Here is a 14011-nt window from a genome sequence, read left to right as displayed (position 1 = left end):
AGAGCTTTTGCTTCTACTCATACAGAAATAACAGATAGCCCTATAAAACAAGTAATTACACTAACCACAAATAATACTATATATAACGTATAATTAAAAACATAACCTGTTTGGGTTTTGCTTGCTAGAAAGCCAAAACAATTAACAACTCTTGAAAAGCCTTCCGGTCCAAAACGATCAATTATTTTCTGATCACTAAAGTAAAATAAGCGACTAATTTGGGTAAGCGGCTTTACTATTGCTAGCTCATAAATCTCATCAAAATAATATTTATTTTGTAATATATGCCGGGTTAACCTCAAGGGTGTCATATTACAACCTCGTCTGCTTTGTTGCATAGTTTTGGATATACCTTCGATGTCATTCCCGCGAAAGCGGGAATCCAGGCTTTTTTTGTCATGTCGAAATTGTTTCAGCATCTTTTTAATATATCCTGAAATAAATTCAGGATGACTTTTTTGTATTTCCTGGATTCCCGCCTTCGCGGGAATGACATCGGAAATTCGTGCCATGAAGCCAAGCTCACTTTGCCATGGAGTGACAGTCCTTAACCTGTAAACATAAATACCTATAATAATTCCTATTATACCGACTGCCATCGGTAACATTTTAATATATAACGGCGGATGGTTAATTAATAATCTGTAAATATGCAAGCTAAATATACTCTCATGGAAATAGCCGCCCGGTTTATCTATCGATAGTAAATAATAACCGATCATACCGCAAAAAAAGCTACCCGCTACTAGTATTGTAAGGGGATTATTCATAATACTCGGCGGCTCATGGGCGTGTTCAAAAACGTCATGAGCTAATTTGGTTTTACCGTGAAATACTAATATTATGATTTTCATTGAATAAATTGCCGTCAAGATTGCCGCAATAATACCGAATATGAACATAAAGGAACCGGCACTATAAACTGATTCTAAAATTAAATCTTTAGAATAGAATCCGGCTAATGGGTAAATACCTATTAAAGCAAGCGAGCCTATTAGAAAATTCCCGTAAGTAACCGGCATTTTATCACGAAGTCCGCCCATCTTAAATATATCTTGCTCATGTATTGCATGGATCACGCTACCCGCTGATAAGAATAATAACGCCTTAAAAAAGGCATGCGTAACCAAATGAAATATGGCAGTGTTATAAGCAGATACGCCGCAAGCAAGGAACATATAACCGAGCTGGCTACATGTTGAGTAAGCAATAATTTTTTTGATATCACTTTGTGCTATCGCAATGCTCGCTGCAAAAAGGCAGGTAATACCGCCGATGACAGTAATAAATTGTAAGATAGCCGGGCTATATTCAAACAAGTAAGAACAGCGTGCTACTAAAAATACTCCCGCCGTTACCATAGTTGCCGCATGAATAAGTGCCGATACCGGCGTCGGTCCTTCCATTGCATCAGGCAGCCAGACATGCAAACCTATTTGTGCCGATTTACCCATACAGCCGATGAATAACAGCAGGCATATAATATCTAACCTTGAAGGTAAGAAACCAAATAAGTTAACCGGAGCATTAGCTAGCCCTTTTGCAGCTAAAAATACCTCTGTAAAATTTGCCGAACGACAATAGAAAATAATAGCAATAATGCCTAAGATAAAAGCAAAATCTCCTATCCTATTCACGATAAACGCTTTGATAGCCGCTTTATTTGCCGCTTCTTTTTTATACCAAAAACCGATTAATAAATATGAGCAAAGCCCGACTCCTTCCCAGCCAAAAAATAACTGGAGAAAATTATCGGCTGATACTAACATCAACATAAAGAAGGTGAATAACGACAGAAAGGAAAGAAACTTGGGGAGCCCTGTATCTTCCGCCATATAGCCAAGCGAATAAACATGCACTACGCTAGAGACGCATGTTACTACTAAAAACATAATGCTAGTCAGCTGATCAACGTAAATTGCCCAATTTACCTTAAATTTAGCAATTTCAAACCATTTACCTAAAGTGATATGTATTATATTTTGATTTAAGCCGGTATAATAAAATATGTATAACGAAAATAATGCCGAAATAATTATAGCACTACTTGAAATTATAGACGCATATTTTTTGTTTACTACCAGGCATAACGCACCGTTAATAATAGCCGAAGCTAACGGCAATATTACAATCAATAAAGCAATAGTTCCCTGCATTTTATCCCTTCATCTGATTAACGTCCGCTACCTCAATCGTGCCTTTATTACGGAAATATACCAATAATATAGCAAGCCCGATAGAGGTCTCGGCAGCTGCAACCGTCAAAATTATTATACTAAAAACCTGCCCTGATAATTCTTGCATATATACGGAAAATGCGACAAAATTTATATTTACCGCAAGCAGCATTAACTCGATCGACATTAATATCGTAATAATATTTTTGCGATGCATAAATAACCCAAGCATACCGATAGTAAAAACTAAGCAGCTTACGATTAGATAATGTTCAAGCCCTATACAATTATTCATGGTGTTTTTTTCTTCTTATTTTGTGGTGTCATTTTCGCATTTCCTTATGTCATTCCTGCATAGGCGGGAATCCAGAAAAAGTATAAAAAGTCATCCTAGATTTGTTTTAGGGCCTCTTTAAATTAGATACTGAACAAGTTCAGCATGACAAAAAGACTGGATTCCCGCCTACGCGGGAATGACATAAATCATAACTCTCACTTATACTTAATTCCCTCTACCCCCTTATTTAAATCAGGGCTAGTCATTAATACAGAGTTAGCTTTATTCTTACTATTTTGCTCTGCTATATTTTGCCGTTTTACTCCTACACGTTTCCGAAGCGTCAGCGTAATACACGAGATCATCGCCACAAATAAAATAATACCAGAAATTTGAAACGGCAATATAAAATCGGTATAAAGTACTGCACCTATTGCTTCGGTATTGGTAATACTCTTCGGTATAGCAAATAATTTATCAGAATTAAAGTTAATATTTTTAGTACCGAGCAGAATAATAATTATTAAATCGGTGAACATAACTAATGCCACCACGATACTTAAAAATAAATTTTCCTTTAGCTGCGATATTGTGGCGGTTAAATTAATATCTAACATCATTATTACGAATAAAAATAATACTGCCACCGCACCGACGTAAATAATAATTAGCATCATCGCCAAAAACTCGGCACCGAGTAGTATCATCAATCCGGAGCCGTTACAAAATGCAAAAATTAGCCACAACACCGAATAAACGGGATTTTTGCTTAAAACTACGCAAACACTGCTTATAGTAATGAGTGTAGCAAATAAATAAAAAAATATCGGCATAATGTTTTTGTTTAAGCGTTCTTACAATTTATAGTTAACCTCATGGCGAGGAGGCTTTGGCTTTGTTGCGTGGATACCCAAACCGTCATGGTGAGCGACTGAAGGCGTTGTTGCATGGATCAAAAAAAGTGCTGTATGTCATTCCCGCGAAGGCGGGAATCCAGAAAAAACACTTAAAATAAGCAAAATTATATAAAAATTTACTATATAATTCGCTTAAATATTCTCTAGATTCCCGCTTTCGCGGGAATGACATCAAAAATTCAATCCGTGCAACAACGCTGACAAGCCACGGAATAAACGTTCGTACAACACAGGGCTTGACCACGGTATCCAGAAAAAACCTTAATAAAAAGACTGGATGCCGTAATCAAGGAACTAGAATGACACCATACGCTTTGCAAAAATTCGAGCCACGCAACAATGCCAACTTGACCACAATACAACCTTATACTACCTATATTTGTAATCCTGCTGCAGCTTAACGGCTAATTCTTGCTCCCACCTATCGCCGTTTTGTAGTAATCGCTCCTTATCATAAAGTAACTCCGTATGGGTAAGGGTAGCAAACTCAAAATTAGGTCCTTCGACTATTGCATCCACCGGACACGCTTCTTGACATAGCCCGCAATAAATACATTTCGTCATGTCGATATCATAACGAGTAGTACGACGGCTGCCGTCTTCTCGCTCATCCGCTTCTATTATTATCGCTTGTGCCGGACAAATCGCTTCACAAAGCTTGCAGGCAATACAACGCTCTTCGCCGTTTTCGTAACGCCTAAGTGCATGCTCGCCCTTAAACCTTGGACTTACCGGACTTTTTTCATAAGGATAATTAATTGTAACCTTTGGCTTAAACAAATATTTCAAAGTTAGAGCCAAACCCATTATTATCTCAAATAAAAAAAATGACTTTAAGTAATTTATCATGTTATATAAACACTTTTGAATTCGGTAAATTATCGGTATACATTAACACGCTTGACATTAGTATAACCCAAAATAAAGTTAACGGCAAAAATACTTTCCATCCCAAACGCATTAGCTGATCATAGCGATATCTCGGCAAGGTTGCTCTGATCCATAAAAAACAGAATAATAAAAATCCGACTTTTAAAGCAAACCAAATAAAGCCTGGCACGAAAGCCAACCATGATATATTAAAAGGCGGCAAATAGCCACCTAAAAAGAAAGTTGTAGTAATTGCACTTACTAATATCATATTAGCATATTCGCCTAAGAAGAATAAAGCAAATCCCATAGAAGAATATTCGACGTTATAACCGGCTACTAGCTCTGACTCTGCTTCCGGTAGGTCAAAAGGTAATCTGTTAGTTTCGGCTAAAACTGAGATGAAAAATACAACGCACATCGGTAATAACATCAAATCTATCCACCACGGCAAGTTTTTTTGTGTTTCAATGATTTCGGATAAATTAAGGCTACCGGTAGTCAGTAATACAGTAACAATCACCAGCCCCATCGATACTTCGTAAGAAATCATTTGTGCCGATGAGCGGATCGCTCCAAGAAATGCGTATTTCGAATTACTTGCCCAGCCGGCAATAATAATTCCGTAAACGCTTAGCGAAGATATTGCTAGAATATATAAAACGCCGACATTAATATCGGCAAGTACTATCCCTTTAGCAAAAGGAATTACTGCCCAACCGATTAAACTTAAGATAAAAGTAATAATCGGTGCAATGATAAATAATATTTTATCGGCGTTAGTCGGGATAATAGGCTCTTTAAATAGTAATTTAACGGCATCGGCTATGGGCTGCAACAAACCGAAAGGACCGACAACGTTTGGACCCCTTCGTAGCTGCATTAACCCAATTACTCGACGCTCCGCATAAGTTAAACATGCAACGCATAATATCAAAGGGAGAGTAATCGCTATTACTTTTAACGCTATAAGAATTAACGGCCAAGCATATTCATAAAAAAGTTCGGTCATAATTGGTATACTTAGTTAATCTAAAGAGTCGGTTTTTATGTCATTCCTGCCTGTGAGCGTTGTTGCATGGCTCGAAAAACCCCGTCATAGAGAAAGCACCTATAGCATTGCTGCATGGCTCTAAAAAAGTGCTGTATGTCATTCTAGCTAAAAGCGGGAATCCAGAAAAAACACTTAAAATAAGCAAAATTATATAAAAATTTACTATATAATTCGCTTAAATATTCTCTGGATTCCCGTTTTCACGGGAATGACATCGAATACGCTTTAACCAAATGCGAGATACACATTATGCTACTTCCTCTCGTTCCTGCTTTGCTTGCACGCATTTTGCCATAGTAACCGAAGCTCTGCTAATTACGTCCGTCATATAATAATTGATCAATGGCGTCACTATATCATCTTTTAATAACTTATCTTTAGAGCTAAATTTTACAAATTTATTTTCTATAATTTTATTGATATTGGCAAATATCGGATATTCGGCTGCTAGCTTGCTTCTAACTTCTTCTAAATTATTTACACCAATTTCTATCTTTAAATGATTAGCTAAATTTTTAATGATTAACCAATCTTCTTTAGCTTCGCCTACCGGTTCTACTGCTTTGTTTGATATTTGCGGTCTACCTTCTAAATTGACGTAAATACCGCTTTGTTCAGTATAAGCGGCACTCGGTAAAATCACATCGGCATTTGTTGCACCTAAATCTCCGTGATGACCGTGATATACAATAAAAGCTGATTTTAGTTTATCAAAATCAATCTCATCGCTTCCTAGCAAATAAACTAATTTTATTTCTTTTTGTTCTGCTTTAGCTAAAATTTCGTTGGTAGTAATAGAGTTAAAGCCGATATCAAGCCCACCGACAATAGAAGTATGATTATGCAGTATGTTAAAACCGTTCCAAGCTTCTCGTACAATATTATATCTATCGGTAATTTTATGGATAAGCGATAAAATAGCATAGCCGTCATTTCGTGAATATACTCCGTCACCAATTATAATCATCGGATATTTTGCTTCACTTAGCTCTTTCGCAAACTCATGTGTTCCTTCAGCTAAATCTTTAATTATTTCTACACTATTTCCTAGTTCCTGCACTTTATATGTTTGATTATGTCCCTCGCCGATTCTTGCAACTTTTAATGTGCCTAATCGCTGACATTTACCGATACGGCTATTTAACACCGGTGCTATCTGCCTTGGATTTGCACCTATTAATAAACATAAATCGGCTTTTTCTATACCGGCAATGCCAGTATTAAATAAATAATTACCTCTGTTTGAATTATCAATTTTATAACCAAACTGATTAACGTCAAAATTATTACAACCGATTTTTTGCAATAAAGTTTTTAAAGTAAACATCGACTCTACGCAAGCAAGCGAGCCGGCTATAGAAGCTATTTGATTGCCTTGTAGCGATGTTATTTTATCGGCTACGACTTTTAAAGCTTCACTCCAACTTGCTTCAATTAATTTGCCGTTTTTTCGAATATATGGACGATCTAAACGCTGATATTTCAAGCCGTCATAACTAAAGCGAATTTTATCCGAAATCCATTCTTCGTTAATTTCTTCATTAATGCGAGGTAATATCCTCATTACTTCCTCGCCTCTGCTATCAATACGGATATTAGTACCTTCCGCGTCTAACACTCCTATCCCATCGGTATGTTTCAGTTCCCAGCTGCGAGCCTTAAAGGCATAAGGCTTAGAGTTTAAAGCACCGACCGGACAAATATCGATCATATTACCGGAAATTTCAGAATCTAAACTTTGCTCTAAATATGAAGTAACTTCCATATGCTCACCTCGGTGAATAGCACCCATCTCTTCAATGCCGGCTATATCATTGGCAAATCTAATACATCTAGTGCATTGTATGCATCTGGTCATTGCCGTTTTAATGAGCGGTCCCATATATTTATCTTTAACGGTTCTTTTATTCTCGTGGAACCTGTTAGTAGCTTTACCGTATTTAAAAGCTTGATCTTGCAGATCGCACTCACCGCCTTGGTCACAAATAGGACAATCTAAAGGGTGGTTAATGAGTAAAAACTCCATCACTCCTTCTCGTGCTTTTTTAACCATTAAGGTATCGGTATGAATTACCATACCATTACCCGCCGGCATAGCACACGAAGCAATAGGCTTTGGCGATTTCTCCATCTCAACCAGACACATACGACAATTACCGGCAATTTTCAGCTTCTCATGATAACAAAAATGCGGGATTTCTATACCGGCTTTTGTACATGCTTGAAAAACCGTACTACCTTCCGGTACTTCTACTTCTTGCTCATTTATAGTCAGCTTTATCATTCTTTATACTATTAATCTTTACCAATTTTAGAGGTCATTCATGAACTCCTTTATGTCATTCCCGCGAAGGCGGGAATCCATTCTTGTCATGCTGAACTTGTTTCAGCATCTTTTTAGTATATCCTGAAATAAATTCAGGATGACTTTTTTGTATTTTCTGGATTCCCGCCTATGCGGGAATGACATCTCACTTTAATTATTTAATCCAAAACGTCTCAGGATTTGGATGAGATCGGTCGTTTAGTAAATATTTAAAGCCGACGGCAATGCGTAGCAAAAACCAAAGAGATACAGCTATATATAACACCAACCCGATATAAATTATCATAGTAATTGTTGATATGACATAGCTGATAAATGCAAGCCAAAAAGTACGAAATAAAAATATATAATGGCTTGATAAAAATCTATCGCTAACATCTTTATTAACATAAGCAAAAAATACGCCGACTACCGGTAATAAAGGAGCAACAATTCCGCATAAATATAAGATATATAATATAATTAGGTTTTTCTTACCTGCTTGAGTGTATTCTTTTATTTGTTTATCCATATATTTGTTCCTTTGTTATTTTTATGGAAAAGGAATTTTATTGCATAGATTCAATGTCATTCCCGCGTAGGCGGGAATCCAGAAAAATCTTTGCCTAAATCTTCCTACTCAGGATTGATTTTTTCTATTAATTTTATTTTCCAACTACGATTCCATTTCTTTAACGTTTTTTCTCTTGCAAGGGCTTCTTTGATATCAGTAAATTCTTCTGTATAGACAAGCTTTATAACATTATACTTTGTCGTAAAACCCTTGATTATTTTTTGCTTATGTTCATAAGTACGACGCAGTATATTATTAGTAATACCAATATATAAAGTACCATTGCGATTAGAACATAATATATATACCCAATACATTACTAGTATTTTTGTTTTACTGTTTTCTGGATTCCCGCTTTCGCGAGAATGACATACGGCACTTTTCTCGAGCCACGCAACAATGCCCTCCTCGCAATGACGGTGAGTATCACTTCTCAATTCTTTAAATTCTGCACTACTAAATGCATTATACTGCCGTGTTTTATATAGTTTATCTCATTATCCGTAAATATTTGCAATATTAAATCAACAGTTTCTACTGTTCCACTTTGTCTTTTTATCACACATTTAAGCTTTTGATAAGGTTTTATTTGATCATTTAAGCCTTCAATATTAACAAGCTCCGATCCGTCAAGTTTTAAATCTTTTCTAGTCATACCATTTGTAAAAATAAGCGGTAAGACTCCCATCCCTACCAAATTCGATCGATGGATTCGTTCAAAACTTTTGGCAATTACGGCTTTCACGCCGAGCAATTGAGGTCCTTTAGCTGCCCAATCTCTTGACGAACCGCTACCATAATCTTTTCCGGCAAAAATTACTAATGGAATATTGTGAGTTTTATAATCCATTGTCGCCTCATAGATGTTTGTTTGCTGACCATTTAATTGGTTTATAGTAACTCCTCCTTCAACGCCTTCGCACATTTCATTTTTTATCCGAATATTGGCAAATGTTCCACGCATCATTATTTCATGATTACCGCGGCGTGATCCGTAAGAATTAAAATCCGCAATATCTATATTATAATCCATTAAATATTTAGCAGCAGGACTTGTTTTACTAATATTTCCTGCCGGCGAAATATGATCGGTAGTAATAGAATCTCCAAAAACCGCAAGAATTCGTGCCGATATTATATTTTGTATAGTTTTATTTTCTTCCGTTATATTGTCAAAATAAGGCGGGTTTTGTATATAAGTGCTTTCTTCACGCCAATTATAAGTAGCCGTATTGCTAATTTTTAACTCTTGCCATTCTTTAGGTCCAACAAATATATCTGCATATTTATCTATAAACATAGATGAATTAATCGAATCTTTAACTACTTCATCTATCTCCTGCTTTGTCGGCCAAATATCTTTTAAATAAATCTCTTTTCCCTTATCATTTTTTCCTATCACACCATTAGCAAGGTCAATATTAACAGTGCCGGCTAAGGCGTAGGCTACGACTAATAACGGCGAAGCAAGATAGCTAGCACGAACTGAAGGATTTATTCTACCTTCAAAATTTCTATTACCGGAGAGAACAGCAACCGTAACAAGCTGATTTTTATTAATTACTTCTTCTATTTCCGGCATGAGCGGACCAGAATTGCCTATGCAAGTAGTGCAGCCGTAACCGACTAAGCTAAATCCCAGGTCGTCAAGGTATTTATCAAGACCGCTAGCTTTTAAATATTCCGTCACTACTTTCGAGCCTGGAGCTAAAGAAGTTTTAACCCACGGCTTTACGGCAATTCCTTCCTCTATTGCTTTCTTAGCAAGCAAAGCTGCACCAATCATAACATCAGGATTTGAGGTATTAGTACAGCTAGTAATTGCCGCAATTGTTATGTCACCATGTCCAAGGAGATAATCTTTATTATTAACTTGGTATTTTTTATCTATATCCGTTTCATTTAAAGCAAGCGACGGCAATTCGTGTTTAAAGTTATTTGCCGTATCTTCTAAATTAACTCTATCGTGCGGACGCTTCGGACCTGCCAAAGAAGAAGATATTTGATTTAAATTTAGCTCTAAAATATCGGTATATTCAGGTGCATCATCAAGACTATACCACAAATTTTGTGCTTTGGCGTACTGCTCTACTAATTTAATATGTGCCGAAGGTCTACCGGTTAGCTCCAAATATTTTAGAGTTTCGTTATCGATCGGGAAGAAACCGCAAGTAGCTCCGTATTCAGGTGCCATATTAGCAATAGTTGCTCTATCGGCAAGCGAAAGAGAATTAAGCCCCTCGCCGTAAAATTCTACAAATTTCCCGACCACTTTTTTTGCTCTAAGTAACTCCGTTACTCTTAAAACAAGATCGGTAGCGGTAGCCGTACCACTTAAAACACCGCTTAATTTAACGCCTATTACTTCCGGTAAAATCATCGATAGCGGTTGTCCGAGCATTGCCGCCTCCGCTTCAATCCCGCCAACTCCCCAACCGAGAACGGATAAACCGTTAATCATAGTAGTATGGCTATCCGTACCGACTAACGTATCGGGATAGGCAATATTTACGCCTCCTTCTTCCTTTATCCATATTACTTTTGCTAAATATTCTAAATTTACTTGGTGACAAATTCCGGTACCCGGCGGTACTACTCTAAAATTATCAAATGCTTGCTGTCCCCATTTTAAAAATTCATAACGCTCTAAATTACGCCTCATTTCCATTTGGACATTCTTAGTAAATGAATCGTTAGAAGCATAATAATCCACACTTACTGAATGGTCTATAATGAGATCGACGGGAATAAGCGGATTAATCTTTGAAGTATCGCCGCCGAGTTTTTGCATAGCATCCCGCATGGCCGCCAAATCAACAATAGCAGGCACACCGGTAAAATCTTGCATCAAAACCCTAGTCGGCATAAAAGCTATTTCTGCGGTTGATTTTTTATTTACCAACCATTCTTTAAAAAGTAACAAATTTTGCTCAAGACCGTGACAACGCAATATATTTTCAAATAACACTCTTAAACTAAAAGGAAGTTTTTTAAGATTAAGATCAATATCGCTTGCGGCTTTATTGATATCAAATATTTTATATATAATATTGTCTACTAATAATTCCTTAATATATTTTGAATTATTGCCTTTAGTCATTTTACCCTCAAATTAAATCACTTTAGTTAGCTTACTCGAAAAAACAAATATTTTAAATGATTTAATGTGTTAGCATAACATATTAGTAATAATTGATTGATTTTTATGAACATGCTACAATATGTGTTGTGTACATATTAAGGGTGTCTTATGCAAAAAAAATTAACAAAAAGTGCTGTATGTCATTCCCGCGAAGGCGGGAATCCAGAAAAAACACTTAAAATAAGCAAAATTATATAAAAATTTACTATATAATTCGCTTAAATATTCTCTGGATTCCCGCCTTCGCGGGAATGACATCAAAAATTCAATCCACGCAACAATAACATCAGAAACTTTATAACCTTAATAATTACAAATGCTATCATTTCATCGACTAAAATTTAATATCGAGCAAAGAAATTTGTTCAATTTGAGTATTACTTTTTTGCCGTCTTCTATTGTTTGTGTTCAAGGAGTAAACGGTTCAGGAAAAACCTCTCTTCTTAAGATGATTGCAAACATCATGCAACCGACTGATGGGAATATTTATTATAAGAATATAAATTGCAATATTTTAGAAAAACCTTACTGTAACTATATCGGGCATAATTTAGCCTTAAAAACTGAAATGACCGTATTTGATAATCTTAAATTTTGGTCGGAAATTTATAACTCACCTGAAACAGTTGAGGCAGCAATATATTATTTTAAATTATATGAGTTGTTAAATGAAAAATGCTATAAACTCTCTAAAGGCATACAGAAGACGGTGGCGTTAGCAAGGCTTATCGCTTGTCAATCGGATTTATGGTTATTGGATGAAGTAGAGACTCACTTAAGCAAAGAGAACCGAGATTTATTAAATAATTTGATTGTTATGAAAGCAAATAGCGGCGGGATCATTCTTTTAACGTCACACACGGAAACGACAATTAAATCCGCTCAGATATTGAACCTGGATAGTCATTGCGAAACGTCGTAGCGTCGTTGGCTTGAATTTTTTATGTCATTTTGTTTATTGTAAGTATTTTTTCTAGATTCCCGTTTTCACGGGAATGACATAGAACACGCTTTAACCTATCCACGCAACAATGCCTTAGCTATTATCATTTTTTCTTTTGCACATTTTCCGCAGCTTGATGTACATTTTCGGCAACGTTTTTATTTACGGCTTCTAATATTTTTGCAGAAGATTCATAAGCAATATTTGCTAGTTCTTTTGCATTATTTATAGATGTTTCATAAACTGATTTCAAACATTGTTGATGACAATCCGTTGCTTGTTTAATATCTCCGGAATTCATTGCTTCTTTAGTAGAATTCACAATATTATTAACGTTACTTTGTAAAATCTCAGAATTTTTTTTAATTAGTGCTTGCATGCTTTCAACAGCTATTTGGTTGGTCGTCGTAAAAATATTCATAGCTCTTTGCATAGTACCCGTAACAGACGAAAGATCGACGTTAGGTATATTTTTTATGGAACTCATATAAACCTCCGGATTCATATAAGATTTCATCATATCCAAAAATTGTGTATTATTTAACATTGCCTTTCTCCTAAAGATATTGTTTTACTTTATACATAAGTATTAATAAAGAATTTTAGTCTACAAGATTTACGTTAAGCAAACGCATACCGTATAAGCATGCTAACATTTATAAAAATACGAGTCAATAACAGTTAGACTTTTATTAGACATAAAAATTTATAATTTAGTAAAATTTCTTATTTTATGTTAAAATAGGAAACTACTAAATTATTGAAGATTTAATAATGTTACTGGATATTCACACTAAAGAGCTAATAGACAAATGGCAGAAATACCTTAAACTACAAAAAAATTATTCCGATCATACTATAATTGCTTATAGTAATGACCTTAAGCACTTTCTTGAATTTCTGAATTATTATAATTCAGAATTAGTAACTATTAATCGTATACAAGAGGTGGATATAAGGTTTATACGAAGTTGGTTATCAAAAATGCAGTGTGATAATTTTGTCGCTTCTTCTATTGCTAGGGGCTTATCTGCCGTAAAGAATTTTTATAAATTTTTAGAAAAGACAATTCATATAAATTGTCATGTTATTTTTTCTGTTAAAAATCCTAAAAAAAATAAATTATTACCTAAAGCTTTATCACAAGATGATACTATTATCTCACTTGAACATATTAATGAATTTACTAATATTGAGTGGTTGGAACTTAGAAATAAGGCACTGCTTATTCTTATTTATGCTTCGGGTTTAAGAATTTCCGAAGCATTATCTATTACTAAAATTCACCTGCAAAATTTAGATTTTATTAAGGTAGTCGGCAAAGGCAATAAAGAAAGAGTTATCCCTTGGCTACCTATCGTTCGCAGCTTAATTGAAGAATATTTAAAATTATTACCTTATGATTTAAATGATCAGGAACCGATATTTAGAGGAAAACAAGGCAAAAAATTGCAACCTCCCGTTTTTAATCGTGAACTTATTAAATTGAGACGTTTTTACGGTCTACCGGAATATTTAACGGCACACTCATTTAGGCACAGTTTTGCGTCGCATTTGCTTGAAAACGGTGCTGATTTACGCTCTATTCAAGAATTATTGGGACATAAAAGCTTATCTACTACTCAAAGCTATACTAAAACTAATATTAAGCATTTAGAAGCAGTATATAACGTTTCCCATCCTATTAAAAAAGAAAAATATCTTAAATTAATATAATCTTCTTGCTTTAATTTTGAGTTATCCATTATATTA

At 35.3% G+C, this 14011-nt stretch carries 12 protein-coding genes; 2 read left to right on the top strand and 10 right to left on the bottom strand.

What is annotated here, in order from left to right:
* Positions 1 to 17: 17 nt before the first annotated feature.
* The 9 genes from nuoL to acnA form a co-directional block, all read right to left on the bottom strand.
* Positions 18 to 2156: an NADH-quinone oxidoreductase subunit L gene (gene nuoL, locus AAGD48_RS02695; RefSeq protein ID WP_341790356.1), complete on the bottom strand. Its 2139-nt coding sequence runs from the start codon at positions 2154 to 2156 to the stop codon at positions 18 to 20.
* A 1-nt stretch (position 2157) separates the two neighbouring features.
* Positions 2158 to 2472 carry an NADH-quinone oxidoreductase subunit NuoK gene (gene nuoK / locus AAGD48_RS02690; protein WP_341790355.1) on the bottom strand — a complete coding sequence of 105 codons (315 nt, stop codon included), beginning with the start codon at positions 2470 to 2472 and terminating at the stop codon, positions 2158 to 2160.
* Positions 2473 to 2669: 197 nt separating this feature from the next.
* Positions 2670 to 3287 carry an NADH-quinone oxidoreductase subunit J gene (locus AAGD48_RS02685; RefSeq protein ID WP_341790354.1) on the bottom strand — a complete coding sequence of 206 codons (618 nt, stop codon included), beginning with the start codon at positions 3285 to 3287 and terminating at the stop codon, positions 2670 to 2672.
* A 453-nt stretch (positions 3288 to 3740) separates the two neighbouring features.
* Complete coding sequence (gene nuoI, locus AAGD48_RS02680) at positions 3741 to 4220, bottom strand: NADH-quinone oxidoreductase subunit NuoI (protein ID WP_341790353.1); 480 nt, start codon at positions 4218 to 4220, stop codon at positions 3741 to 3743.
* 1 nt (position 4221) lies between these two features.
* Complete coding sequence (nuoH, locus tag AAGD48_RS02675; RefSeq protein ID WP_341790352.1) at positions 4222 to 5253, bottom strand: NADH-quinone oxidoreductase subunit NuoH; 1032 nt, start codon at positions 5251 to 5253, stop codon at positions 4222 to 4224.
* 289 nt (positions 5254 to 5542) lie between these two features.
* Positions 5543 to 7579 carry an NADH-quinone oxidoreductase subunit NuoG gene (gene nuoG / locus AAGD48_RS02670; protein ID WP_341790351.1) on the bottom strand — a complete coding sequence of 679 codons (2037 nt, stop codon included), beginning with the start codon at positions 7577 to 7579 and terminating at the stop codon, positions 5543 to 5545.
* Between the two features lie 196 nt (positions 7580 to 7775).
* Positions 7776 to 8132: a hypothetical protein gene (locus tag AAGD48_RS02665; RefSeq protein WP_341790349.1), complete on the bottom strand. Its 357-nt coding sequence runs from the start codon at positions 8130 to 8132 to the stop codon at positions 7776 to 7778.
* Positions 8133 to 8236: 104 nt separating this feature from the next.
* Positions 8237 to 8491, bottom strand: a complete 255-nt coding sequence (locus AAGD48_RS02660; RefSeq protein WP_341790710.1) for a GIY-YIG nuclease family protein — start codon at positions 8489 to 8491, stop codon at positions 8237 to 8239.
* A 116-nt stretch (positions 8492 to 8607) separates the two neighbouring features.
* Positions 8608 to 11274 carry an aconitate hydratase AcnA gene (gene acnA, locus AAGD48_RS02655; RefSeq protein ID WP_341790348.1) on the bottom strand — a complete coding sequence of 889 codons (2667 nt, stop codon included), beginning with the start codon at positions 11272 to 11274 and terminating at the stop codon, positions 8608 to 8610.
* Positions 11275 to 11632: 358 nt separating this feature from the next.
* On the opposite strand from acnA, the gene ccmA reads away from it, so the two are divergent.
* On the top strand, positions 11633 to 12238 hold the full coding sequence (gene ccmA / locus AAGD48_RS02650) for a heme ABC exporter ATP-binding protein CcmA (protein WP_341790347.1): 606 nt from the start codon (positions 11633 to 11635) through the stop codon (positions 12236 to 12238).
* A gap of 124 nt (positions 12239 to 12362) precedes the next feature.
* Here the strand turns inward: ccmA and AAGD48_RS02645 are convergent, their stop codons facing one another.
* Complete coding sequence (locus AAGD48_RS02645; protein WP_341790346.1) at positions 12363 to 12806, bottom strand: phasin family protein; 444 nt, start codon at positions 12804 to 12806, stop codon at positions 12363 to 12365.
* A gap of 227 nt (positions 12807 to 13033) precedes the next feature.
* On the opposite strand from AAGD48_RS02645, the gene AAGD48_RS02640 reads away from it, so the two are divergent.
* Positions 13034 to 13975: a tyrosine recombinase XerC gene (locus AAGD48_RS02640; RefSeq protein ID WP_341790345.1), complete on the top strand. Its 942-nt coding sequence runs from the start codon at positions 13034 to 13036 to the stop codon at positions 13973 to 13975.
* Positions 13976 to 14011 lie beyond the last annotated feature (36 nt).

It is taken from the genome of Rickettsia endosymbiont of Polydrusus tereticollis (assembly GCF_964026385.1).
Lineage (GTDB): Bacteria > Pseudomonadota > Alphaproteobacteria > Rickettsiales > Rickettsiaceae > Rickettsia.
The sequence above is the reverse complement of the archived record's forward strand: the minus strand, read 5'-3'. Positions and strand labels throughout refer to the sequence as shown.

What these genes read in the sequence shown, in the direction of transcription:
- AAGD48_RS02640 (WP_341790345.1), top strand. Translation starts at nt 13,034, where the DNA reads ATGTTACTGGATATTCACACTAAAGAGCTAATAGACAAATGGCAGAAA.
- AAGD48_RS02665 (WP_341790349.1), bottom strand. Translation starts at nt 8,132, where the DNA reads ATGGATAAACAAATAAAAGAATACACTCAAGCAGGTAAGAAAAACCTA.
- AAGD48_RS02685 (WP_341790354.1), bottom strand. Translation starts at nt 3,287, where the DNA reads ATGCCGATATTTTTTTATTTATTTGCTACACTCATTACTATAAGCAGT.
- nuoI (WP_341790353.1), bottom strand. Translation starts at nt 4,220, where the DNA reads ATGATAAATTACTTAAAGTCATTTTTTTTATTTGAGATAATAATGGGT.
- ccmA (WP_341790347.1), top strand. Translation starts at nt 11,633, where the DNA reads ATGCTATCATTTCATCGACTAAAATTTAATATCGAGCAAAGAAATTTG.
- nuoH (WP_341790352.1), bottom strand. Translation starts at nt 5,253, where the DNA reads ATGACCGAACTTTTTTATGAATATGCTTGGCCGTTAATTCTTATAGCG.
- nuoK (WP_341790355.1), bottom strand. Translation starts at nt 2,472, where the DNA reads ATGAATAATTGTATAGGGCTTGAACATTATCTAATCGTAAGCTGCTTA.
- nuoG (WP_341790351.1), bottom strand. Translation starts at nt 7,579, where the DNA reads ATGATAAAGCTGACTATAAATGAGCAAGAAGTAGAAGTACCGGAAGGT.
- AAGD48_RS02645 (WP_341790346.1), bottom strand. Translation starts at nt 12,806, where the DNA reads ATGTTAAATAATACACAATTTTTGGATATGATGAAATCTTATATGAAT.
- AAGD48_RS02660 (WP_341790710.1), bottom strand. Translation starts at nt 8,491, where the DNA reads ATGTATTGGGTATATATATTATGTTCTAATCGCAATGGTACTTTATAT.
- nuoL (WP_341790356.1), bottom strand. Translation starts at nt 2,156, where the DNA reads ATGCAGGGAACTATTGCTTTATTGATTGTAATATTGCCGTTAGCTTCG.
- acnA (WP_341790348.1), bottom strand. Translation starts at nt 11,274, where the DNA reads ATGACTAAAGGCAATAATTCAAAATATATTAAGGAATTATTAGTAGAC.